21 protein-coding genes are annotated in these 23,024 nt (G+C 36.5%); 7 read left to right on the top strand and 14 right to left on the bottom strand.

Annotation, left to right across the window (positions count from 1 at the left end; translation table 11 throughout):
- Positions 1 to 21 precede the first annotated feature (21 nt).
- Both JNUCC80_RS00880 and JNUCC80_RS00875 read left to right on the top strand, forming a co-directional pair.
- Positions 22 to 1,080 carry a DUF916 and DUF3324 domain-containing protein gene (locus JNUCC80_RS00880; protein ID WP_454153031.1) on the top strand — a complete coding sequence of 353 codons (1,059 nt, stop codon included), beginning with the start codon at positions 22 to 24 and terminating at the stop codon, positions 1,078 to 1,080.
- On the top strand, positions 1,064 to 1,822 hold the full coding sequence (locus tag JNUCC80_RS00875) for a WxL domain-containing protein (protein ID WP_454153030.1): 759 nt from the start codon (positions 1,064 to 1,066) through the stop codon (positions 1,820 to 1,822). Before JNUCC80_RS00880 ends, JNUCC80_RS00875 begins: the two co-directional genes overlap by 17 nt.
- 52 nt (positions 1,823 to 1,874) lie before the next feature.
- On the opposite strand, the gene JNUCC80_RS00870 is transcribed toward JNUCC80_RS00875, so the two are convergent.
- From JNUCC80_RS00870 to JNUCC80_RS00815, 12 genes are all read right to left on the bottom strand, one after another.
- The gene (locus JNUCC80_RS00870; RefSeq protein WP_454153029.1) at positions 1,875 to 2,267 is read right to left on the bottom strand and encodes a hypothetical protein; all 393 of its coding nucleotides are present in this window, start codon (positions 2,265 to 2,267) and stop codon (positions 1,875 to 1,877) included.
- A gap of 95 nt (positions 2,268 to 2,362) precedes the next feature.
- Positions 2,363 to 3,049 carry a 2,3-diphosphoglycerate-dependent phosphoglycerate mutase gene (locus tag JNUCC80_RS00865; RefSeq protein ID WP_339968800.1) on the bottom strand — a complete coding sequence of 229 codons (687 nt, stop codon included), beginning with the start codon at positions 3,047 to 3,049 and terminating at the stop codon, positions 2,363 to 2,365.
- A 92-nt stretch (positions 3,050 to 3,141) separates the two neighbouring features.
- On the bottom strand, positions 3,142 to 4,533 hold the full coding sequence (locus JNUCC80_RS00860; protein WP_454143454.1) for an MFS transporter: 1,392 nt from the start codon (positions 4,531 to 4,533) through the stop codon (positions 3,142 to 3,144).
- A gap of 206 nt (positions 4,534 to 4,739) precedes the next feature.
- The gene (locus tag JNUCC80_RS00855; protein WP_454153028.1) at positions 4,740 to 5,483 is read right to left on the bottom strand and encodes an amino acid ABC transporter ATP-binding protein; all 744 of its coding nucleotides are present in this window, start codon (positions 5,481 to 5,483) and stop codon (positions 4,740 to 4,742) included.
- Positions 5,483 to 6,940, bottom strand: coding sequence for an ABC transporter substrate-binding protein/permease (locus JNUCC80_RS00850; RefSeq protein WP_454153027.1), 1,458 nt, complete (start codon positions 6,938 to 6,940; stop codon positions 5,483 to 5,485). Before JNUCC80_RS00850 ends, JNUCC80_RS00855 begins: the two co-directional genes overlap by 1 nt.
- Positions 6,941 to 7,177: 237 nt before the next feature.
- Positions 7,178 to 10,138 carry a GW dipeptide domain-containing protein gene (locus tag JNUCC80_RS00845; RefSeq protein ID WP_454153026.1) on the bottom strand — a complete coding sequence of 987 codons (2,961 nt, stop codon included), beginning with the start codon at positions 10,136 to 10,138 and terminating at the stop codon, positions 7,178 to 7,180.
- A gap of 121 nt (positions 10,139 to 10,259) precedes the next feature.
- A complete protein-coding gene (locus tag JNUCC80_RS00840; protein ID WP_454153025.1) occupies positions 10,260 to 10,733 on the bottom strand; it encodes a hypothetical protein in 474 nt (157 codons plus the stop codon).
- Between the two features lie 187 nt (positions 10,734 to 10,920).
- Positions 10,921 to 11,742: a hypothetical protein gene (locus JNUCC80_RS00835; RefSeq protein ID WP_454153024.1), complete on the bottom strand. Its 822-nt coding sequence runs from the start codon at positions 11,740 to 11,742 to the stop codon at positions 10,921 to 10,923.
- Positions 11,743 to 11,853: 111 nt separating this feature from the next.
- Positions 11,854 to 15,192, bottom strand: a complete 3,339-nt coding sequence (locus tag JNUCC80_RS00830; protein WP_454153023.1) for a glucosaminidase domain-containing protein — start codon at positions 15,190 to 15,192, stop codon at positions 11,854 to 11,856.
- 162 nt (positions 15,193 to 15,354) lie between these two features.
- Complete coding sequence (locus tag JNUCC80_RS00825) at positions 15,355 to 17,373, bottom strand: immunoglobulin-like domain-containing protein (protein ID WP_454153022.1); 2,019 nt, start codon at positions 17,371 to 17,373, stop codon at positions 15,355 to 15,357.
- Positions 17,374 to 17,805: 432 nt separating this feature from the next.
- On the bottom strand, positions 17,806 to 18,045 hold the full coding sequence (locus tag JNUCC80_RS00820) for a DUF2922 domain-containing protein (protein WP_454153021.1): 240 nt from the start codon (positions 18,043 to 18,045) through the stop codon (positions 17,806 to 17,808).
- On the bottom strand, positions 18,045 to 18,287 hold the full coding sequence (locus JNUCC80_RS00815; RefSeq protein WP_454153020.1) for a DUF1659 domain-containing protein: 243 nt from the start codon (positions 18,285 to 18,287) through the stop codon (positions 18,045 to 18,047). The genes JNUCC80_RS00820 and JNUCC80_RS00815 overlap by 1 nt, the downstream gene beginning before the upstream one ends.
- 185 nt (positions 18,288 to 18,472) lie before the next feature.
- On the opposite strand from JNUCC80_RS00815, the gene JNUCC80_RS00810 reads away from it, so the two are divergent.
- From JNUCC80_RS00810 to JNUCC80_RS00790, 5 genes are all read left to right on the top strand, one after another.
- Positions 18,473 to 19,315, top strand: a complete 843-nt coding sequence (locus tag JNUCC80_RS00810; protein ID WP_454153019.1) for a hypothetical protein — start codon at positions 18,473 to 18,475, stop codon at positions 19,313 to 19,315.
- Positions 19,316 to 19,330: 15 nt separating this feature from the next.
- Positions 19,331 to 19,795, top strand: coding sequence for a hypothetical protein (locus JNUCC80_RS00805; RefSeq protein ID WP_454153018.1), 465 nt, complete (start codon positions 19,331 to 19,333; stop codon positions 19,793 to 19,795).
- Positions 19,796 to 19,929: 134 nt separating this feature from the next.
- A complete protein-coding gene (locus tag JNUCC80_RS00800) occupies positions 19,930 to 20,328 on the top strand; it encodes a RusA family crossover junction endodeoxyribonuclease (RefSeq protein WP_454153017.1) in 399 nt (132 codons plus the stop codon).
- A gap of 127 nt (positions 20,329 to 20,455) precedes the next feature.
- Positions 20,456 to 20,860 carry a MerR family transcriptional regulator gene (locus tag JNUCC80_RS00795; protein WP_454153016.1) on the top strand — a complete coding sequence of 135 codons (405 nt, stop codon included), beginning with the start codon at positions 20,456 to 20,458 and terminating at the stop codon, positions 20,858 to 20,860.
- A 3-nt stretch (positions 20,861 to 20,863) separates the two neighbouring features.
- The gene (locus tag JNUCC80_RS00790) at positions 20,864 to 21,715 is read left to right on the top strand and encodes an aldo/keto reductase (protein WP_454153015.1); all 852 of its coding nucleotides are present in this window, start codon (positions 20,864 to 20,866) and stop codon (positions 21,713 to 21,715) included.
- Positions 21,716 to 21,755: 40 nt separating this feature from the next.
- On the opposite strand, the gene JNUCC80_RS00785 is transcribed toward JNUCC80_RS00790, so the two are convergent.
- Entirely contained in the window at positions 21,756 to 21,923 is a 168-nt protein-coding gene (locus JNUCC80_RS00785; protein WP_454153014.1) for a hypothetical protein, read from the bottom strand.
- Between the two features lie 57 nt (positions 21,924 to 21,980).
- Entirely contained in the window at positions 21,981 to 22,922 is a 942-nt protein-coding gene (locus JNUCC80_RS00780) for an aldo/keto reductase (RefSeq protein WP_454153013.1), read from the bottom strand.
- Between the last annotated feature and the right edge of the window lie 102 nt (positions 22,923 to 23,024).

Here is a 23,024-nt window from a genome sequence, read left to right as displayed (position 1 = left end):
CAATTAGAAAAGAGTTTAGACATGAAACATAATAAATTAAAATTCGGATATTTAGTCATTGCTTTATTTTGCTTAATTGGATTGGGTAGTAGCTGGGAGAACAAAACGGTCTCAGCTAGTTCACAAATTCCTTTTCAATTAGAGCCCGTTATTCCAGAAAATCAAGTCAGTTCGGCTAATTATGATGACTTGCTTATTACACCTGGAGCTTCACAAACACTGTCTTTTGTTGTTCGGAATTCTGATTCAATACCTAGGACATTCGTCATAGAAGCCAATAACGGTTTAACTTCAGATGGTTTAGCTGTTATCTATGATGATCACAACCAGAAAAACCTGACTGGTCCCATGTTTAGCGAGTTAATCACAAATGACCGCAAACAAAAAATAACACTTCCAGCTAAAGGTACTCAAACAATTAACTTTAATTTAACTTATCCTACAGAACATTTTGAGGGGGTGATTTTAGGCGGTGTCACAGTTTATTTGGATGATGACAGCAGCAATCAACAATCTAATAATGGTAGCTTTGCTATCACCAACCGTTTTACTTATTCAAACGCGGTCCAACTACGTATGAACAAGAAATTAACGGTCGTTCCAAAACTAGTAGCTAATAAAGCAGAGATGACAACTTCAAATGCTTATCCTTACGTTAAAGTAAACATAAGTAATGATACTCGAGCTATTATTACTCAACTAAGTTCAGAAAATACTATTCAGGATGCTTCTGGTAAAGTCATTGAAACTTACAAAACATCTAATGGCCAAGTTGCACCAAATAGTAGCTTTAACTTATCTATTCCACTATCAAATGGGGCTTTACCTGCAGGAAAATATCGTGCTGTTGGAACAGCTAAATCCGGTGCTCATACTTGGTCTTGGAATCAGGAATTTGAGGTTACAGCTGATGTTTCAAACCAAGTTGATACTGACTCGGTTGTCAAACGTAAAGTTAACTACTGGTTGTACTTGTCAATCTTATTGTTGTTACTCATCATATTATTGATTGCAGTAATTATTTTCTTAATTATAAAAAACAGAAAAAAAGAGGATGAAAATAATGAAAAAAACAAATAAACTATTAGCTTTATTGAGCGCAAGCGCACTTCTAGGTCTTACATTTACTAACACAGTAAATGCCGACGAAAAGTCAACATCTTCAGTTAGCTTTGAAGCAGGTAAAGGTAAAAATGAAGTTGTAAATCCTTTGGACCCAACTACACCTATTAAACCTGGATCACCAGCTAACCCTGATGATCCAAATAATAAGGGCACAGGCGCTGAAGGTCCTTTGACCATTGACTACGTTTCAAACTTTGACTTTGGGGTACGTGCTATCTCAAGTAGAGACGATAATCACACATTATCCTCTAAACCTGGAAAAGCTGATCAACAAACACCTTTTATCCAAGTAACTGATAATCGTGGTAATCCAACTGGGTGGAACTTAACTGCCAAAATCTCTAGTTTCACTACTACAGACGGTGATACACTTCCAGGAGCTAAACTTACGATTGGCTCTAAAAATGCTAAAGCAACAGCTGCTTTTAAAAATCCTAACGGTGCACCAGAAGTTAATCAAAGTATCGTTCTAGAAAGTGCTTCAGTAGATCAAAACCTTATGAATGCTACTAGTGGTAATGGTGCAGGTACTTGGATTAACTTGATTGATCCAGATAAAACAGAATTATTTATTCCGGGTGGTCACGCAAAAGCTAAAGCATACACAGCAACAATCACATGGAGTCTTGCAAGTGGTCCTCAAAACGCTAGCGCAACACAAACTAATACTGACACAGCATCAAGTGAAAATGCTTAATAATAACTACTAAAAAAAGCCTTTGAAATATTAATTTCAAAAGGCTTTTTTATTAGTTTAATTTGTTTACTACAGATTGTGGAATTTGTGATTTTTCAACTAATGTTGTGTTATTTACACGTGTTTTTGATAATTCACCTTTTACATACTGACCAACAGCATATGGGATATTATCTTTATTGATACTTTTTACAGAGAAGTCAGTATCTTGTGTTGTACCGTTTTCGAATACGAACGTCACTTTATAGTTGTAGTTGTAAATTTGTTTATTATTACTATCTGCTACTAGTTGACCTTTACTATCTTTTTCTGCTTCAACTGTTGGCTCTTGTTTAACTACAGCGTAAGCATTTTGACTCTTATAAGTATCTTGATAGTAGTTGTAGGCAAATATTGCAAATACTACAATAACAACCAACATAATAATTCCAATGATTTTTTTCATTATTATTTTCCTTTCAAATAAAAAACTCTTGATAATTTTACGATATCAAGAGTTTTTTGTCAGCTAAACTGATTGATTTTAACAAATAATTAAAATTAAAGTTTAACTTTGTTTGTAATTTGTAGATCACGGTCCAAGTCATAAACAACTGGTTGACCTGTAGCCATTTCAACATCCATGATATCTTCATCTGAAATGTTTTCAATGTATTTTGTTAGCGCACGTAGTGAGTTACCGTGAGCTGCAACGATAACGTTTTTGCCCGCACGTAAGTCTTTAGCAATGTGGTCTTCCCAGAAAGGAATTGCACGTTCTAAAGTAACTTTCAAGTTTTCTCCACCAGGGATAGTACGTGGGTCAAGGTCAGCATAACGACGGTCGTTTGCTGCTGAACCTTCATCATCTGCACTCAATAGTGGAGGTAATGTATCGTATGAACGACGCCAGATGTGAACTTGGTCTTCACCGTATTTGTCAGCTGTTTCTTTTTTGTCCATACCTTGTAACGCACCGTAGTGACGTTCGTTTAGGCGCCATGATTTAACTTCTGGTACCCAAAGTTGACCTGATTCTTCTAGTGCAAAGTGTAAAGTTTTGATAGCACGAGTTAAAACTGATGTGTAAGCTTGATCGAATTCGATACCTGCTTCTTTAAGTTTACGTCCTGCTGCTTTAGCTTCTTCAACACCTTGTTCTGATAGGTTAACATCTTCCCAACCAGTAAATAGGTTTTTTAGGTTCCATTCACTTTGTCCGTGACGGATAAATACTAATTTTGCCATGATTGATTTCTCCTTCGCATTTGTGTTATTACATCTTTATTTTACACTGAAAGCGCTTAGATTTCAAAAGTTACTGGCGGTTTTTAATTTAATTATTGATTTGATTTGGCATTTGTTGACCAAATCATGACAACTTGGACTAACGTTAAGACCAAAAGGAAAATCATTGCATACATTGACCCTTGGCTAGTTGCTACTGTTTCACTAGTTGAACTCGCTTGAATCGTTGAATCAATAATTGTTGAAACAATAACTGTAGCAATTGCACCTGAAAACTGTTGAACAGTTGTCAAAATAGCATTACCATCGGCTTTCATTTCTCCAGGTAAGTAACTCAATCCTTGAGTCATGATATTACCGTATGAAAGTCCTACTCCTAACATGATAATCGTGTATAAAATTGTGATAAACACATCGCTTAAATTATAAGCAAAAATACTCAAAATCAGTAACGGGATAATTGTCAAAATCACACCCGTAATGATTGGCTTTTTGGCACCTAGTCGATCAAGTAAAATACCTGAAATAGGTGACATAACCGCCCCTAAAACAGCACCTGGTAGCAAGATCAAACCAGCTACTGTTGAATTACTATGATTAACCAATTGAACATAGTTAGGGACGATAAACGCTAATCCCAACGTCACGAATTGAGTGACGAAAAAACTGAATACATACTTAGCAAACGATGTATTTTTTAGACTTTTAACATTTAAAAGTGGTGAAACTTGGCTGTTTTGTCGACTAACAAAAAAGAATAATGAGACAACACCTACTGCCACAGGTAAAATAACGGTCAAACTTGCTAAACTGTGATGACTGATGCTACTAATTCCTAGAATTAAGCCCGCAAAAGTCAGTATAATCAATACAAAACTTAGCAAATCGAATCTTTCAGAAGGTTCAGATACATTGTTCAACTTGCCGATTGTGGATAACCCTAATACAAGAGAAATCACTAAAACTGGAATTAACAAAATGAAAATATAACGCCAACCTAATGTACTTAAAACAACACCACCAAAAGTCGGACCAACAGCTGATGCTGAAGCGGTAATTAATGAGCCAATTCCCATCATGAATCCTAGTCTTTCTTTTGGTACATTTTCTAAGATAATATTAAACATCAACGGTAACGCAATCCCTGTTCCTATTCCTTGAACAAATCGGCCCATCAATAATAACCAAAAGTTAGGGGCAATAATATCAAGTACTAAACCAATAATGAATAGTACGTTCGCAGTCACAAATAAATTGCGTGTTTTAAATTTGTTCTTCAAAAATTTGGATAACGGGATAATACTGGATAATACTAGTAAGTAAATAGTGGTCATCCACTGTACCGTACTAATTCCAATGTTAAATTCTGAGATTAAAGTTGGGAACGTGATACTCATCGACGTCTCCACAACTACCCCACTAAACGTCATTACACCTGCAGCTAAAATAGCTAGTATTACATTAATAGATAATTTTTTATTCATTAATAATCATTATTTCTTCTCCTATAAAAATCTAATTTATTTACAGAATCATTCACGACAATTCGTTACAGCCAGGATTCCCTCTTTCTTATTTAGTTTAAACGCGATTGATTCAGATAAATAAAAGATTAACATTATTTAAAATTCCTCGCAATACCCTGACTCAAATAAAAAAGACAGTTGATTTTTCAACTGTCTTTTTTGGATTATAGCACTTTTGATAAAAAGTCTTGTGTTCGTTTATGTTGTGGATGATCAAAGATTTGTTCAGGTGTCCCCTGTTCAATAATGTGCCCTTGATCAAAGAATAGAACATGGTCTGCCACTTCTTTAGCAAATCCCATTTCGTGAGTAACCACAAGCATGGTCATTCCTTCTTTAGCCACGTCTTTCATAACGCCTAAAACATCGCCAACCATTTCAGGATCTAACGCACTTGTTGGTTCATCAAAAAGCATCACATCCGGGTTCATCACAAGTGAACGCGCAATTGCGACACGTTGTTTTTGTCCACCTGATAGTGAGTCAACTTTGACTTCTGCTTTGTCACTTAGACCCACACGTTTAAGATATTGACGTGCTTTCTTTTCAGCTTCTTCTTGACTCATTAACCCAAGTTCTCTTGGTGCTAATGTTAAGTTATCTAGAACATTTAAATTATTAAATAAGTTAAAGTGTTGAAACACCATGCCGATTTTTTCACGGACTTTATTGATGTCAGTTTCTTTACTGTTCAAGTCATGACCATCAATATTAATGTTCCCACCTGTTGGTTCCTCTAAATGGTTTAGCATTCTCAAGAAAGTACTTTTACCTGATCCAGAAGGTCCAATAATAACCACAACTTGGTTTCGTTTAACGTCTAAATCAACGCCTTTAATCACGTGATTGTCGCCATAACTCTTTTGCAAGTCACGAACTTTAATAATGTTTTCGGTTTTTTTAGCCATTATTTGTTCAACCTTCTTTCTACATATTTAGAAGCCCATGTTAATAAGGTAATGATTACTAAGTAAATTAGTGCGATAATTGCCCAAACTTTGAATCCTTCAAGGTTTCTAGCAATAATAATCTTACCTGTTTGTGTTAGTTCAACTAATCCGATGATTGATAAGATTGACGTATCTTTCAATGTGATAATGAATTGGTTGATAAATGATGGAATAATTAACTTAATTCCTTGTGGTAGCACAACTCGTCTCATGGCTTTACCAAATGGCAATCCAAGTGAACGTGCTGCTTCCATTTGTCCTTTATCAACAGACTTAATCCCACCTGCAATGAAGGCCGCTGTATAAGCCCCTTCATTGAACATTAAGGTGATAATTCCGGCAACAACAGCTGGAATTCTAACTCCTGTTAAACTTGGGATACCTGTATAAATGAACAATGCTAATACTAGCAATGGCAATCCACGGAAAATATAAATAACTGTCGTTGAAATACCATTTAAGATTTTACTTGGGACAACGCCCATCAAACCAAAGATAATCCCAAAGATGGTCGCAAAGAAAATCGCCATCACGGTTAAAATCATGGTTTGTTTTAGCCCTTCCATTAAAGAAGAACCGTTAACTTTTAGTAATCCACTCCAACTACTTTCGTCACTCTTTTGTTGGCGTTGGTTATTCATCGCTTCTTCACCAACATATTTCGCAACGATTTTGTCGTAAGTACCGTTTTGTTTTAGTTTTTCAAGACCTTGGTTAAAGGCATTTAATAAATCTTGGTTTTGACCTTTTTTGACTGAGAAGCCATAAGGATCATTTGATAAAGTTTCTGATGCGATTTGAAGTGCTGTTCCTTGGTTGATCGCATAAGAAACCACTGACATATCTTCAAAGACACCAGCTGAGTTACCTGTGATAACATCTTGATACATTGAGTTACTATCATCGAAGTTCACAATTTGGTAACCATATTTTTCAGCGTTTTCAGTCGCGTATTTGGCACCAGATGTACCTGTTTTAACTGCGACACGCTTACCTTTTACATCTTCAATTGACTTAATATCACTACCTTTAGCAGAAGCAAAAACAATTCCGCTGTGATAGTAAGGTGTACTAAAGTCCATCTTGTTCTTACGTTCATTAGTGATTGTTGTTCCAGCAATCATACCGTCAACTTGACCAGTATCAAGAGCTTGAACAGCAGCACTAAATCCTAGTGGTAAGATTTTGACTTCAAAACCTTCTTCTTCAGCAACAGCTTTCATTAAGTCAATATCAATCCCCACGTATTGACCATCTGTGCTATTAGCAAATTCAAACGGCGGGAAAGTGACATCTGTACCAATTTGGTAAACTTTCTTTTCTGCCGCATTTACTGATGCATGTTGTGGCGTTACAAGTGCAATTGATATTACTGATACAATCGCCGCAAGTATTGCTACGATGCTTTTTTTCATAAAAATCCCTCTCACCTTTTCCATTATATTTTCTAATATACCATAAAAAAGTTATCTTATGTTAACAAAGTAACAGATAGACCAATTTTATCATATTCCGAAAATCCACTAATTATAATCATTCATTGTTAAATATTATCTTAAATTTTCGTAAAAAAAAATCGATTTTGTCAGAAAACCTGACATAAGCCCACAAAAAAAGCAAAACCAATTAAGGTTTTGCTTTTTAAATGACGATTAGTTAGCTAAAGTTGCATATTGTGCATCGATCCATTGGTCAGTACCTACACAATACCAAACACGGCCATCAGCTGTTGTTTGTTTAGCAAAGATTTGCCATTGTGAATCGTGTGGCAAGTAACGACCATCAATTGTTGAAGAAGCTGGTTTGTCCCAGATTGCAATTGAGGCATTTGGATAGTTAATTGTCACGATACCACTAGTTGATGTGATGTTTTGTTGTGATGAGTTAGTGTTTGACTTCAAAGTCACACCTTGTGAACTAATCCAAGCAAGTGGAGATTGACCATCTGATACTAAGTAGTAGGTTTGGTTGTTGTAAGTTGCTTTTTTGATTACTGAGTTAGCATTTTGTAGATTTTGACTTAATCCACCTTCAACCATACCTTCAGACATTAAGTAATAAATCTTGTAGTTAGATTGAATAGTTGCTGATTGGTTCACATCACTCATTGTGTACTGACTAGCAGTGGGTTTTGTACTAGCAGTATTGTTAGTGTTTGAACTAAATGAAACTGCTGATTCAGGAACCCATGCAAGTGCGGATTGACCATCTGATACTAGGTAGTAGTTTTGGTTGTTGTAGTTCACTTTTGCAGTCACTTGTTTTGCCAAGTTAACAAATTGTGAAGTCCCACCTGCATCAACAAAACTGTCCATTAAGTAGTAAGCATTTTGATTACCTTTTAATGTGATATTTTGTGGTGTTAGTTGTGAAACAGTTGGTTTTTGCGGTGTAGTATTCGTTGTTGTGTTGAAGTTCACACCAGCTTCCGCTACCCAAACCAATGGAGATTGACCATCTGATACTAAGTAGTATGTTTTTGAGTCAATTTGTGCTTTTTTGATAACACGTTTAGCTGAAGAAACAGATTGTGTTAGCATCCCTGAATCCACTAATCCTGAATCCATCATATAGTAAGTTTTGTAGTTACTATTCAATGAAGCAGCTTGATCCACATCTGAATAAGTTGGTTGGTTGTTTTGTGGTTGTGGTGTTGGGTTTGCTTTTTGAGAAACAGCATCTGCTGGTACCCAAACAACCGGTGTTCCTGCACTGTCAACTAATAAGTAGTAGGTCTTGTTAGCGTAAGTTGCTTTTTGAATAACTTGAGTAGCACTAAATTCTTGGCTCTTTTGACCAGCATCACTAAAGCTGTTGTTTACCAAGTAATAAGCTGGTTGGTTAGCTGCAACTTGAATATTACTCATGCTAAAACTACTAATTGATGGTTTTTCTGGTGTAGGAGCTGGTGTGTTACTTTGAAGTGTCACACCACTTTCACTAATCCAAGCAATCGGTGTTGAGCCGTTACCTACTAAGTAGTAAGTTTGACCTTCTAAAGTGGCTTTTTGGATCACACGATTAATACCTGTTAGCTGACTTGAGTTTCCTGCATTAGTGAAGCCATTGTTCGTTAGGTAGTAAGTGTTGTAACCACCCTTGATTGTCGCATTACTTGTGAAATCTGAAAGAACTGGTTTTGGTTTAGCTTTTAATGACACACCATTACTATTAATCCACGCCAATGGACTACCTTGGCTGTTTGATAATAAGTAGTAAGTTTGACCATTGTAGGTTGCTTTTTGTGTAATTTGAGCAACATCACTCAATGCATTTGAATAGCCACCGTTTCCAAATCCTGTTCCTGTTAGGTAATAAACTGGTTGGTTACCATTAACCGTTACCGGGCTGTTAAAGTTTGACACTTCTGGTTTAACAATAGATAGACTAGCATCACTAACCCAGCCATAGTTTTGACCATTTAAAGTTGCAAGGTAATAAGTCTTACCTGACTTTGTCACAGCTTTAGTTGTCAATGTTAATGTGGCTTGGCTAGTTGCTGAAGTTGTTGACTTGTAGCCTTCATCTGTGTATTGGTAAATTGGTTGTCCGGCATTAATCGTACCAAGCAGGCTTGTACCAGTTTGAGAAGTAATCGGATCTTGATTCTTAATGTATTCAACTAAATCGGCATCTTTAATCCAAGCAAATGGCACATTGCTACTATTCTTTAATAGTGAATAGGTTTCGCCATTGTAAGTCGCTTTAGTATTAGTTGAATAGATTTGGCCATTAGCTACACTTGAAGCCGGTGATGATTGGTTAAACTTATTATCTGAAGATAATGTGTATAAGTAGCCTGCTGTTCCTGACTTAACTGTATATTGCTTTTCAGTCGCACCATATTGTGAAACGGTATTAGATGGTGTTGGTGTAGGCTCAGGCTTTGGTGATTGTGAAGAAGTATTGCCACCAAGTGCTTGATATTTTTGGTTAACAAGGTCAATAAACTGATCCATGCTATAGCCATAGCTGTTAAAGTAAGCAACAGGGTCAGTATGGTTTGTTCCTCCTAAGAACTTAGAAACAGCATTATGTGACCAAACTGTTCCGGCACCATCGTATTCTGCACTATCCACAGGTAAGTTATAAGTTTTGAGTAAACTTGCCACGTAATAAGCATCGTTATTCACAGAACGTGCAAAACCATCAAAAGTCTTCTCACGTACTAATTCAACCTGAATATAGCGCTTGTTAGCAACTGCACCAGCTCCCCACACACTACGGCCAGGATTATGAATTTGGATAACTTGTGACTTATCTACAAAAGCATGAACATAAGCGCCAATATCATCCCAATTATTCTTCATGTAAGACACTTCATTATAAATTGTTGAAGTTGGGTTAGCTGTTTCGTGAATCACAACCCCTTCAGGACGACCGTAACGATATGTGCCATCAGAAGTGAATGTAGAAGGCGAAATGTTGATTGCTGGGTTCGCAAACCCTTTTGCTTTGATATAGTCATTAACTTGAGAAGTTGCAGCTTGTACAACTTGTGTTTGGTTATCAGTTTGGTGATTAGTTAGATTATTTTGAACAGCTAAAGTCAAAGTTAGCGCTAGAGATGATGCACTAACTAACTTTAGCATTTTCTTGTTATTTGATTTCATTTAAAGATGTTTCCTCCATCATGAGCTTTTCAAAAATTAGTCTCGATACTAATAAATTAACATTTAACCTATCAAGACTCAATACGGTTGGCGGTTTTGTAATACAATTGAAAACTAACGGCTAACTATTTGTCAGTTGTCTTCTCAATTCTTGCTTTAATCGTTGTAGATATTTAGTTGAAATCTTTTCTTTCTGGGCTAAATAACACATTGAATATCCTGAATCAAAAATCGCAATTAGTCGTTTCTTGTCTTGAATCTTAAATGATAATTGATTAATCACATCAGCAATTTCAAGCTGACTACTTTCTTCAAACAGTCCCCACTGTTCTTCTGTTGTTGTAACTTCAACACTTTGTCGCATTTGCTTTCTTAGTTGATCGATTGCTTGCCATTTGATTTTTTGAAAAGCGAGTTGATTAATCTTAGTGAGTTCTTCTTGTGAGTGGTATTTCTTGTAAACCTTTGCGTAATTAATGATGCCGTCTTGGACAAAATCTTGATAATCCATACGATAGTGATAAATTCCAGCAGCTTTAATCGCGCCATGGATGACACGGCTATTACTTAGTGCTTGGTTGAATGCTTGTTCCATTTATTGTGACCTCTTCATCTAAAAGTTGCCACAAGCGCTTGTGGTAGTCTTAGAATATAAGAATCACGTTGGCTCTTCCTAAGCTTGCTTAAGTCTTCTAACCCGCACCACTGCAACAAACACTTCCCCCACAATAAAGCGTATTACTTAACTACTGCCTTTAGCATCAACTAACCAGCGGGCAAAATTACCACAAATAAAGTTTAGACTTTAGTCGATAATCAATCAGTTGCAGCCATTCACGCTCTTCAATAATCAAATCATATTCTTTTTTGAGTAACTGATAGGCAATCTTGAGTGCCTCTTCTTTCATAAGCGTACAAAAAAAGACTGTTTTCTCCGTACTTCTTGGAAATAACAGTCGATAATGATGCAAAATATAGTCATCGTTAAACGCTAGCGAACGCTTAACGAACTTGTCCCTTGGTGCAAATAATAATCCGCGCTCATCTAAAAATAGGCGCAGAATTTGGTGAGCAAAAGCCGACATCGAAACCGATTCGTTCACGAATTTATGGACCACAGCAAATAACCCTTGAAAGCGAAAGTCTAATCCAACAAGTGACTTAAATAAGACGAATCGCTGATTATCACTCATATCTAAGATATGATGTAACCCGACCCAATCTGTTACTTGCTTGGCATAACCCTTTAACGAAAAGAACGTATAAGTGCCACAACAAAAGGTATGTAAGTGCGACGCTTTAAAGTAGCGTCTTAGATAACGATCATGTAAGAAGTTCAACGTTCCTGACTTTACAAAATCGTTCATTAATTGTCTGGTTGATGCTCTAACCCCGATAACCCCATGATCCAAATCAAAAATAATTGTTTTCACTCCTGAAAATATTGGCGCATCAAAGAATGAGTACATGGCAATCACTTTTTCTGATAACACATGACTATCTTTAAACTCAATTTGTTGTTTTGCTTCCTCCGTTTGCAAAAACTCGTGCGAGATAATTTTTCCTTTAAAAAATTCTAATGCTGGATGCGACTTAATTTTCATTTTACTCTCCTTATATTATAATAATTTAAGATTAGCATAATATATAGGTAATGCGTACTATTATTTTAAGCCAAAACAAAAAACCTCTCATAAGAGAGGTTTTTTGTTTGATTAGTTAAATCTGTGATAGTTACTTAATTGTACGTATTGACCATCAATCCATTGGTTTAATCCAACTTGGTAATAAGTCTTACCATCTGAATGTGCTTCACCTAAGATGCGCCATTCTGTCCCATGTTTTAAGAAGTTATCAGTTGGTTTTTGGTCTTGATCCCAAACACGGATGCTGTAACCAGGAATGTAATTAATCTTTGCTACACCGGATACAGAGATTGGGTTAGTAAAACGACCACTTTGGAATTTAAGTGTTGTTGTCCAAAAATCATCCCCACCGCCATTTTTTGAAACGTGGTAATAAGTTGTTTGACCAACTTTTGCCGTTTCAGTTAGGAGGTATGAATCATTGGCAGAACTGCCGTTACCTTGAATAGGTTCGAACTTGTTGTTACGTAGTTGGAACATTGGATTACTTTGTTGAACCCAAACAGGTTGGCCATCTTCTTTAGTAATTTGCACGCTACTTTGGTTTGAATTACCGCCAAAATATAAACCTGCTTCATCAATCCAAGCAAGTCCTGTGCGACCATCTGTTGAAACTAAGTAGTAGTTCTTACCGTTTTGAGTCGCTTTTTTGATAACTTGAACAGAACCTGTATAACTATCACTCTTACCTGCACTAGTTAGTGCTAGTGAGCTGTTATTACCTGTTAAGTAGAAGGCATTACCACCGTTTACAACCGTTGCTGATTGAGACACATCAGTTAATGCGATATTAGCACTTGTATTGGTTGATGTTTGTGCTGTTGTTTGGCTGTCACTCACTGCCTCACTTGATACCCAAGCAAATGGTACTTGACCATCTGTTGAAAGTAGTGAGTAATTCTTATTACCTTGAGTTGCAGTTTGGATAACTTTGAATTGTGAATTAGTAAAGTCTGATGAATTACCAAAATGTGAAAAACCACTTGATAGTAAGTAGTAAGTATTGTAATCAGGTGCGACTTTAACTGATTTAGGTGTGATAGCTTGAGTTGTCACTTTAGTATTATCAGCTGTATTTGAGGTTGTGCTGTCTGATTTAATATCTGAACTTTGTACCCAGGCAAATGGTGTCTTACCATCTTGTGATAATAAGCTGTATTGGATTGAACCCTTTGTAGCTGTCTTAATCACAGTCATTGATGATGGTGACTTTTCACCAGCTTCAACGAAACCATTTGGCATTAAGTAGTAAGTCTTGGCGCTAGCGTTAACTGTTACCTTGTGACCTGAAGCATCTTGCGTTGTGACTTTGTTGTCTGTTGATTGTTGCGTATTATTAGCAGCTTTAACATCTGAACTTTGTACCCAGGCAAATGGTGTCTTACCATCTGTTGAAAGTAAACTGTATTGAGTTGACCCTTTTGTGGCTGTCTGAATAACAGTCATTGATGACGGTAGTTTTTCACCTGCATTCACAAAGCCATTGTTCATCAAGTAGTAATTAGCTGCGCCTGAGTTAACAGTTACTTTTTGAGGGGTAACAGTTTGGGTTGTGACCTTGTTGTCTGATGATTGTGGTGTTGTTGTGCTAGCGTCTTTGACATCTGAGCTTTGTACCCACGCAACAGGTGTCTTACCATCATTTGATAGTAAGCTGTAGCTGATGCCGTCTTTGCTTGCGTTTTTGATTACTGTCATTGATGCTGATAATTTTTCACCTGCATTCACAAAACCGTTGTTCATTAGGTAGTAGCTCTTAGCTCCTGTGTTAACAGATACTTTTTGTGGGGTTACATCTTGTGTAATTAGTGAATCACTGCGATTACTTGTATGAACATCAAGATCCACTTGCCCAATCCAACCTAATTCTTTTTGGCCATCTGTTGCTAAGAAGAAAATACTGTGATCTTTAACTGCTTGCTTAGTAATTGTAACAGTCTTATTACTCAAAGAACTTGTATTGATTGAAGGACTAAATAAGTTATCTTTTAAAGCCATCATGTCGAAGTTATCTTTGATTGTGACAGTTCTAGGTGTCAAGTCAGTAATTTTAACTGGTTGTTTGTTGTAGAAGTCTTCAACTACTTTAATTCCATCAATTACACCCGTTTGGTCAATCCAACCTAGTTCTTTTTGACCATCTGATAATAAGTAGTAAGTACGGTTACCTTGTGTTGCTTTTTGGATAGCTTTGACATTCTTTTCGCTAAAATTATTAGTATTGCTTGATAGGCTAAATGTGTTGCCACTTAGACTATAAATATTATAGTTATCTTGCATACGCATATCTTTAGATTCAATTGTTGTCTTATTCACAGGGTTTTCGGGTGCTTGGCTTACTTCTTTATCTAAAGTTAAATCAGAAGCTTTAATCCAAACACCATTTGTACTTGATAAGTAGTAAACAACACCCTGTGTTGTGGTTGCTTTAGTTGTTAGTTGGACATGTTGACTTGTTAGCTGTTTACTTGCACTGAATGTGTTGTCTGAGCTTAATTGATAACCCGAAACATTGCTATTCAACTGTGCACCTTTACTAAATGGTGCAAAATTTTGCGCTTTATCAGCTGTTGATTGTGTATTTTGGTTATTAATAGGGCCTTGGCTAATGTTTGAAGTCACATCTTTGTCACTTACCCATAGATTATTCGTTAAACGGTAGTAGATACTATTATCTGGTAAAACAACCTTTTGGTTAATTGAGAAGACTTGCCCTGCTGTTGCACTATTAGACTTCGTCTTTACGCCTGTGTAAGTGTTGTATAAGTTAGCAGTTGTTTTAGTTTGAACTTGTCCATTAACTGATGTTACTTGAGGATCAAAACGAGTTAAGTTGTAAGTTTCAATCACACGATTTAAGTTTGTATTATAAGTAGGAGAAGTTGCATAACGACCTGTTAGCCACTTAGTTGAATCTTGATAACTTGTTGTGTTCTCAATCCATGTTCCGTTGTAGAACTTAGAATTAGTTGTTAGTCCGTTACGTAGTTTATCTCCATTATCACCAAATGATGCCCCAAAGTCAGGATACTTACGGAATGGTGCTTGAATTTGGATATACTTACCCGCATTGTAATCCCATTCACTTGTTGGCATCATCACTGATTGACCTTGATAAGATCCTTTAATCCCAAATAAATTGTAGTTAGGTGCTTGTCCAAGGGCAGATGTTCCCCATGCACTTTCTAGAATTGCTTGTGCCATCATAACAGATGGATAAACACCATAGTTCATTGCTTGTGCTTGGGCATATGGGGCAATTCTTTCAATGAATTGCGCATTGTCATTAGTAGCAGCTTGTACAGTATTGCCTGAAGCTTGTTGTGACAACAAATGTGACGCTGGCAAAGCTGACACAGACAGAACTGTTGCAGCAGCTAACGTGGTTGTTAGAAACTTTTTACTCATTATAGTTACTCTCCTCTTTATAATCATCTTATCATCTTAATCGTACCAACTTTAGACTAGCTAAACAAGGTTAAGCCCCGACTTGTAACCAAAATGTTATATTCAAGCATAAAAAAAAGACAATCTCAATTGAGATTGTCTTTTTATCTAATCAACACTTAATTAGAATTGAGCGTATGTGTCTTCAATCCATTGTGCATCTGTACCGATACGGTAGTATGTGTGGTTTCCGACAGTTTTCTTAGCCCAAACTTTGAATGATTCACCATGAGCAACTGATTGTTGTTGCATGTTTGCTTGACCATCACGTAAGAATACACGGTATCCTGGTACGTAGTTGATTGTCAATGTGCTTTCAAATGGTGTTTCTTGGTTTGAATCTGTGTTTGTGTTTGTGTTGTTATTTGTTTGTGGTGCATTGTTTGCGTTTGCGTCAAAGTATTTGCTTTGTACCCATTGGTTGCTGTTAGCTTTGTTGATACGTGTGTAAGATACGCCATCTACAGTTTTTGTATCAAATGTTTTAACAGTTGTACCATGTTGTACGAAGTCACTTGTAGCGTTAACAGCATTGTCAGTAGCTGACCATACCATTACACCGTAACCAGGTACGAAGTTAACAACTTGATCTTTACCTAAACCGTTAACTGGTAAAACAGTTACTTTACGAGTTACAGAAGTTGTTTTACCTTGTGAGTTAACAACTGAGTAAACTACATTATATTCACCTGGAACATTTGTGTTAACTGAATTTTGAACTGTCCAGTAACCACTCATGATTTGAGGTGCTTTGTAAGTAGCACTTGCATCTGAACCTGATTTACTACCATTGTCATATGCTTTAACGTTATCATATGCATTAAAGTTTTGACCTTGGATAACTGTTGCAGAACTTACGCCAGTAAATACAGGTGATGATTCATCAGTTGTTGAATTGTCAGCTGAGAAGTTAACAGGAACAGTTACTGTAGCTGGTTTGTTGTTAACTGGGCTATTTTGAGTTAATGTCAAGTAGTAGATACCTGATAAGTTTTTAATTGTGTTGCTATCTGTTGTATCAATTGAACCACCAGCAGCTTTAATTGCGTTTACAACTGAATCTTGGTTAAGTTCTTGCGTATTGCTTGCTGTGTCATTTACATTAAACGTCAAAAGAGCCTTCAAGTTTGCAGTTAAATCACTAACTGTTTTAGTTGAACCGTCAACATAGCCTTTTCCACCATTTTGAGATGTAGGAACACTGATTGTTGAATTATTTGCTGCTGAGTATGTGTTGCCACCATCTTTAACTGAAAAGTATGGTTGGTAGTTTACATCAGCATTGTAAATAGTAATTGTTCTGTCAATTGTGTATTCATTTTTGTTAGGATCTTCTTGTGTTACCCCTTGGTCATTAGCAAATTTAGGTGCTTGACCATCTTGTTTAGGTAGTGTGAATGTTAGAGTTTGTTTAACTTTTCCATAACTGTTGAATTTTGAATTGTCATTGTGCAATGAACCATCAACATCTTTAATTTCTGCTTTAGTACCTGTAGCTTGAACAGTGTTACCATTAGCATCAGTTACAGTTAGGCCGTTAACAGCAACATAACCTAATTTGTAGTTGTTGATGTTATCGCCAACTTTAGCTGAACCGTCAGCAAATTTAGCTTTTAGACCTGTTGTTTGTGCAGCACCACCAAAGTTAACTGTAATATTTTTTGAAGCAATTACAGCATCTTTGTTATCTTTATCAATTGCTTTAACTGTAAAGTTAACTGGGTATGTTGCGTTGTTTGTTGTATTAGCTTTGATTGTATTAGCTGTATCGTCAGCTGACCATCCATTTGCTTGTGTTACAACATATTTAACACTATCTTCTGAGCCAGCTAGTTGCCAGTTAGGATTTTTAATAAACTTCAAGAATGCATCTTGACTATTTGTGAATGTTGCATTGTAACCTGTTTGTTCTTGACCTAAAATATCTGATAGTGCACTAATTGCAGATTGTGAGTCACTTCCTGAAATAGTAGCTGTTGAAGGTAAGTTGTTAATAGCACGAGTTACTTGGTCAGTAACAGTACTGCTTGCAGCTGCAACAGTATTTCCTTGAGAAGATGATACTGTTTGTGCAGCGATTGGTGAAACTGCAAGTAAAGCAGCAGCTGTCACACCAAAGTATTTGATTGATGATTTTTTCATAATGTGGTGTTCCTCCTTTTAGATTGTTAAGTTACGAAGCCTTGACTAGACGTCTTAACATATTGGGTAAACCCATAATGTACATTAACCCTTACTTACGAATCAGGCGGTCTATAAATCCACCTGGGTAGTCATTCGCCATGAAAAGATCACGCATGCTGTACAGGTTGGATTAAGTCTATCTAGTTAGGTCATTCGCATAACCACATGAACATTGTAACAAAATATTATTGCAATGCAAAGGCTTTTTGTGTTGTTACAGTTTTGTTAATCGTTGATTTATCAGGAAATCTAAGCATTTGCTATACTCATTAGCACTTCTATCATCTAACTGTAAAATAATTGAAATATAATTGTAAACAAAAAAGCATCCCTCATCACAAAGGACACTTTCTCAGTTAAGTTAATTGAAAGAATAGTTCAAGCAACACCCTAATCTTTTGCAGCAGCAAATACATCAGATACAGTTCGACGAATATAGCGAGCAGCTTGTGGTGATTGATACGCATCGACTCCTTTTTTGTCAATCAAGTGACTCGTTGCAATTTGGTTCATGGCTTGTTGCACGAGTTCAGCGGATAAGTCTTGTTTGGTATGTTCCAGGTTTAATTGACGTATTTTATTTTCAGCGTCTTTGAATTCTAGTTGTAAAGTTAAAGTTTCAATCGTCATTAATTTTGTCCTCCATTATCAGTTTGAATCATTTCGCGGGTCACTAGTACGGCTTTTTGCATCACATCTCCTGCAGTTAGGGATTCAATCGCTTGGCCAAATGTTTGAATGTCAGTTGACGTAGCAGATTCTCGAATATCACTGAAGCGACGAGTATAGATACCGTCCTTGTAAGCTTTGTTTTCTTCATTTGAATAAGTTAGTTCTAAATTAGCACTGATGAAATCTCTTGTATCGGTCATAATGTTGTTCTCCTCTATTGATTATATAAGTGTGTAAGTTTTTTTGAGCTAGCTTCAAATTGCTTACATCTTTAGTAACGTTTGAAATCGGGTAAACTGGACATGTCATCTTGTTTTTTTTGATAATTACCGATAATATAGAAACTTGAAGTTTCAGTTTTACTTTTACCTTACGGAGGACACAGATGAAAAAGTCGATTTTTTCGGTGGTGATGGCAATTGCTGGTGTAATGGCTGTTGGTCTAGCAGTGATGCTGTTCGCTAACGGTTCAATTAACGCTAATGCTGAACAAAACCACTATAATTTCGTTTTCAATTTAGCACAAGATGCCGCTAAAAAAGGAAACTATCAAAGTGCTAAGCAGCAATTCAATGAAGCCAGCACGATTTATGATGACAAAGGGGTTGCTAAGACCTATCAGAATCAAGCCCAACTCTTAAGTACAGCCGTGAATTACTTCAAAAATGCTGACTTAGTTTCAGCTAAGGATTACTTCAATCAAGCACAAGCACTTGAAAACGGCAATACCACCATGAGTGAAAAGGCTCATGATTGGGTCACAACAATTGACAACGCCTTAACCACTATCCAAAATGACTACAATCCAAGACTAAATAATCTACGTCAACTCTTTAATGAGAATCGCTATCAAGAAGTCCTTGATCAAGCTAACCAAATTCTAGCGGACGAACACTTTACGCAACCTGCGTTTAGCGATATCAAAGCAAAATTTGAATCCCTTGCAAAATCTGCCAAAGATAAACAAGATGCGGACAAGGCTAAATTCAAAACCCAACAAAAAGTGACAGCTACTGATCAACCAAGCTCAAAACCGGCAACAGAATTAACCAACCTCTCAACTATTCAAGAACTCATTCAAGCTCGCAAACGCTTAGTAGCACTTGGAATTGATGAAAAGGAATTTTCTGATGAACAATTGCAGAAGTTGCACCGTTTTTCTATTGCAAATCACCATAGTTCTATTACAATGGAAGATGTAGAAGAATTCCTTGGTGAATCACACTAAGAAAGGAGCCTAAAAATGGCTGAAGAAAAAGACTTACAACAAGAACAAGAAACAACAGAAGAAAGTGTTCAAGAACGCTTTGCTGATGAATTTTACAACAAAGATCGCGCAATCTTTGACCGTCCTTTCACATACAATGTTGAAGAAGAAGTTGACTACCCTGAATACTCAGATAAAGACAAAAGCTTCGTGTTATTCTACATTGACCGTCTAAAGAATGATAATCTTGAATTATTAACTTACTACGACCGTCCACACCACTTAACAATGGACTTGAACCGTTTCATCATCCAAAACATTAACGTCCCTGACTATGAATTAATGCGTAAATGCTTATTCAATCAAGGTGACCGTTTCAAAATGTTAATCAATGATATTGCTGAACAAGGTAACGAAGAAGTTCACAACTTTGAAACATTATCAGATTGGAACAACTGGTACCGTAAAGAACGTGGTTCAGTTCACGATTCAATTTCTTAATTTCATCTAAAAAAGACAGCCACATTTGAGTGACTGTCTTTTTTTGTTAGGTGTTTGATACTAAACGTGGTATAGTTATCAGGTTGCCTTAGTTGAGCAACGAGTACTTATGAACATAACCAAGGAGTTTTTTATTGATCCATTTAACATTCGGTGCTAATGACATCGAAACCAAACAAGAAGATTTTCAATTCGAGAATCTCACAACCCTAGACGCAATTAAGCAATATTCCGCTAGGTTGAGCCAAGAGGCTAAATTGATGTACCAAGACTTGCCTATTGCTAGTGCAGTCAAAATCACGGTACATATCTACAACCAAATTCCAAAAGCCATTCCAGTTAGACAGCGTAATGGTATGATTAACGGCACAATCAAGCCGATGTTTGATGGCTTACTCATGCAGTACTTTTCTTGTGTGAGTGAAGCTTTAACGAATGTGATTTTTTCAAATGTTAAACAAATTACCAACTATTCAATTGAAAAGTTCTACAGCCTAACGCCTCATGTTGAGGTATTGATTGAAGAACTCTAACCCAAAAAGGTTCTACTCATTAAGCTGTGAGTAGAACCTTTTTTAATTTAGTCCTTGCCTTTGAGTGAACTCCAAGGTTTACAATGAAGCCATTAATTAAAAGATGTTTTGAAAAGAGGTGCTAGCAATGACAATTGACGGTGTAAGTCAAGAGTTCGATATTCCAAAAGATACTTTACGGTATTGGGAAAGAATCGGACTACTGCCCAAAATACAGCGTAATAGTAGCGGTTACCGTGACTATTCAGAGATGGATATGAATTGGGTTTTTTATATCAAGGTTTTGCGTAATGCGGGGATGTCAATCGAATCGCTATTTGAGTTTGTTGAATCATTTCGCAGTGACAAAAACACAAATAGTTACCGCAAACAGTTACTAATTGAACAACGTGACTCATTACTCAAAGAAGTTGAAGAAAGACAAAAAACAATTAAGTATCTCTCTTACAAAATTGATCACTTTGAAGACCATACACTTAACTATGAAAACGAAAAATTAATTTACCATACAAAAGATGAAAAAGGAGATTAACAAATGACCAAGTTAGCAAACAATATTACCATTCCAGACCTAGGTTTTGGTGTTTTTCAAATTAGTGAATCAGGTGCAACTAAACAAGCAGTACTTAATGCCATCAAAGCAGGTTATCGTTTAATTGATACTGCTGCAAGTTACGGCAATGAGGTTGAAGTTGGACAGGCCATTCAAGAAGCGATTGCAACAGGTCTTGTTGCCCGTGAAGATTTATTCATTACATCAAAAATATGGGTTGAAGACGTCACAGCTACTAAAGCACCTCAAGCTATAGACGATTCATTGAACCGTTTGAACCTGGATTACCTTGATTTACTCTTAATCCACCAACCTTATAATGATGTTTTCGGTGCATGGCGCGCAATGGAAGATGCTTATGAAGCTGGCAAACTTAAAGCAATTGGCATCTCAAACTTTGACATTGCCCAAGCTGTTAATTTAGCTGAATTCAGCAGAATCAAACCAATGGTTAACCAAATTGAAGTTAATCCTTTTAACCAAAACATTGAAAAAGTGAGATTCCTTCAAGACTACGGTATGACAATTGAAGCTTGGGCACCTTTTGCCGAAGGTAAAAACGGACTGTTCACTAACACACTGCTAGAAGAGATTGGAAAGCAGTATCACAAATCAGTAGCTCAAGTTATCTTACGTTGGTTAATTCAACGCAACATTATTCCATTAGCCAAGTCAGTTAACCCTGAAAGAATGGCACAAAACATTGATGTTTTAGATTTCAATTTGTCTAATGATGACATGGCTAAGATCCAAACTCTAGATACTAAGACTAGTCAATTTTTTGACCACCATGATCCTGAGATGATTAAGCGGATGGCTGGTCGTTCACTTTAATCCAAAACAAAAAGGATAACCCAAATTGGGTTATCTTTTTTTAATTGCGATTATTCTTCAAGTCAGCCACACTAATTGCAATCACAAATAGTGCCACGAAACTTAAAAATACCGATTTGAATGAAAATGCTGTGAACATATCTGAGATGTTGAAGAACAAATAGATAACACCCAGAACTAGCCAAAATAATGCAAATAGTTGTCTCATTGTGACTACTTCATCCCCCTTATAAGATTGATTAATCAATCTTATTATAGCACAGCTTTATAGCTTGAATAGTTCATCAATTTTGTCATAATCTTCTTGATTCAAAATTATTTCCATTGAACGCATGTTGGATTTCACTTGTTCTTCAATACGGGCACCGGGAATCACAACGGAAACATCAGGATTCTTGATATACCAAGCAAGAATTAATTGGGCAACATTAACACCATAAGCATCCGCAATCTTTTGAACTTCTTGAATACTGTTAATGATTTGTTCAAAACGTGTGCCTTGAAAATCTGCATCTTGACTACGGATATCGTCATCTGAAAAGCTAGTTACTTCATGATATTTACCTGTTAGTAGTCCTGAAGCTAGTGGGAAGAATGGCACAAATGAAATGTTGTTTTCACGTAAATAAGGGAACAACTCTTGTTCTGCTTCACGATGTAATAAGTTGTAACGGTCTTCGACAATATCAACGTAACCCTCTTTGTTAGCTTCCTTAAGCTGTTCAAGTGAGAAGTTTGACACACCAATTGCACGAATCAATCCTTCTTCTTTTAATTCATGCAACGCACGAACTGCTTCATCTTTTGGGGTATCTTTGTCTGGAAAATGAATGTAAAAGATGTCAATATAATCGGTTTGGAGACGTTTCAATGCATCATGAACGGCTTGTTTCAAGAATTCAGGTTTATTATTGATTGCCATTTCTTGAGCTGGATCTTGAGCGGCTTTTGTCGCGATAGTTAATTGTTTGCGTCGCATAGGATTTTGAGCAAGCACTTCGCCAATCAATTCTTCTGAGCGGCCTAATCCATAAGCAAACGCCGTATCAATCATCTGAATGCCTAAGTCAATAGCAGTTTGGACAACTTCTTTTCCTTGTTGGTCGTCTAAGTTTGGGAACAAATTATGTCCGCCAACTTTATTGGTTCCTAGTCCTAGTTTTTTTGTTACGATATCGCTTTTGCCAATTTTTGTTGTTAAAGACATATCTGCACACTTCTTTCTAATTAGTTTTATTATGTTGAGCCTACACCCAACTGGGCATTTTTGCCAATATTGAGTCTCGTGATTTTTCCTATTTCATCAAAT

It is taken from the genome of Holzapfeliella sp. JNUCC 80, assembly GCF_053667655.1.
The sequence above is the reverse complement of the archived record's forward strand: the minus strand, read 5'-3'. Positions and strand labels throughout refer to the sequence as shown.

Excerpts from the sequence above, each read along its gene's own strand:
- JNUCC80_RS00875 (WP_454153030.1), top strand. The coding sequence starts at position 1,064 with ATGAAAAAAACAAATAAACTATTAGCTTTATTGAGCGCAAGCGCACTT.
- JNUCC80_RS00780 (WP_454153013.1), bottom strand. The coding sequence starts at position 22,922 with ATGTCTTTAACAACAAAAATTGGCAAAAGCGATATCGTAACAAAAAAA.
- JNUCC80_RS00870 (WP_454153029.1), bottom strand. The coding sequence starts at position 2,267 with ATGAAAAAAATCATTGGAATTATTATGTTGGTTGTTATTGTAGTATTT.
- JNUCC80_RS00865 (WP_339968800.1), bottom strand. The coding sequence starts at position 3,049 with ATGGCAAAATTAGTATTTATCCGTCACGGACAAAGTGAATGGAACCTA.
- JNUCC80_RS00835 (WP_454153024.1), bottom strand. The coding sequence starts at position 11,742 with ATGAAAATTAAGTCGCATCCAGCATTAGAATTTTTTAAAGGAAAAATT.
- JNUCC80_RS00810 (WP_454153019.1), top strand. The coding sequence starts at position 18,473 with ATGAAAAAGTCGATTTTTTCGGTGGTGATGGCAATTGCTGGTGTAATG.
- JNUCC80_RS00795 (WP_454153016.1), top strand. The coding sequence starts at position 20,456 with ATGACAATTGACGGTGTAAGTCAAGAGTTCGATATTCCAAAAGATACT.
- JNUCC80_RS00805 (WP_454153018.1), top strand. The coding sequence starts at position 19,331 with ATGGCTGAAGAAAAAGACTTACAACAAGAACAAGAAACAACAGAAGAA.
- JNUCC80_RS00815 (WP_454153020.1), bottom strand. The coding sequence starts at position 18,287 with ATGACCGATACAAGAGATTTCATCAGTGCTAATTTAGAACTAACTTAT.
- JNUCC80_RS00840 (WP_454153025.1), bottom strand. The coding sequence starts at position 10,733 with ATGGAACAAGCATTCAACCAAGCACTAAGTAATAGCCGTGTCATCCAT.
- JNUCC80_RS00830 (WP_454153023.1), bottom strand. The coding sequence starts at position 15,192 with ATGAGTAAAAAGTTTCTAACAACCACGTTAGCTGCTGCAACAGTTCTG.
- JNUCC80_RS00850 (WP_454153027.1), bottom strand. The coding sequence starts at position 6,940 with ATGAAAAAAAGCATCGTAGCAATACTTGCGGCGATTGTATCAGTAATA.
- JNUCC80_RS00825 (WP_454153022.1), bottom strand. The coding sequence starts at position 17,373 with ATGAAAAAATCATCAATCAAATACTTTGGTGTGACAGCTGCTGCTTTA.
- JNUCC80_RS00790 (WP_454153015.1), top strand. The coding sequence starts at position 20,864 with ATGACCAAGTTAGCAAACAATATTACCATTCCAGACCTAGGTTTTGGT.
- JNUCC80_RS00855 (WP_454153028.1), bottom strand. The coding sequence starts at position 5,483 with ATGGCTAAAAAAACCGAAAACATTATTAAAGTTCGTGACTTGCAAAAG.
- JNUCC80_RS00860 (WP_454143454.1), bottom strand. The coding sequence starts at position 4,533 with ATGAATAAAAAATTATCTATTAATGTAATACTAGCTATTTTAGCTGCA.
- JNUCC80_RS00880 (WP_454153031.1), top strand. The coding sequence starts at position 22 with ATGAAACATAATAAATTAAAATTCGGATATTTAGTCATTGCTTTATTT.
- JNUCC80_RS00785 (WP_454153014.1), bottom strand. The coding sequence starts at position 21,923 with ATGAGACAACTATTTGCATTATTTTGGCTAGTTCTGGGTGTTATCTAT.
- JNUCC80_RS00845 (WP_454153026.1), bottom strand. The coding sequence starts at position 10,138 with ATGAAATCAAATAACAAGAAAATGCTAAAGTTAGTTAGTGCATCATCT.
- JNUCC80_RS00820 (WP_454153021.1), bottom strand. The coding sequence starts at position 18,045 with ATGACGATTGAAACTTTAACTTTACAACTAGAATTCAAAGACGCTGAA.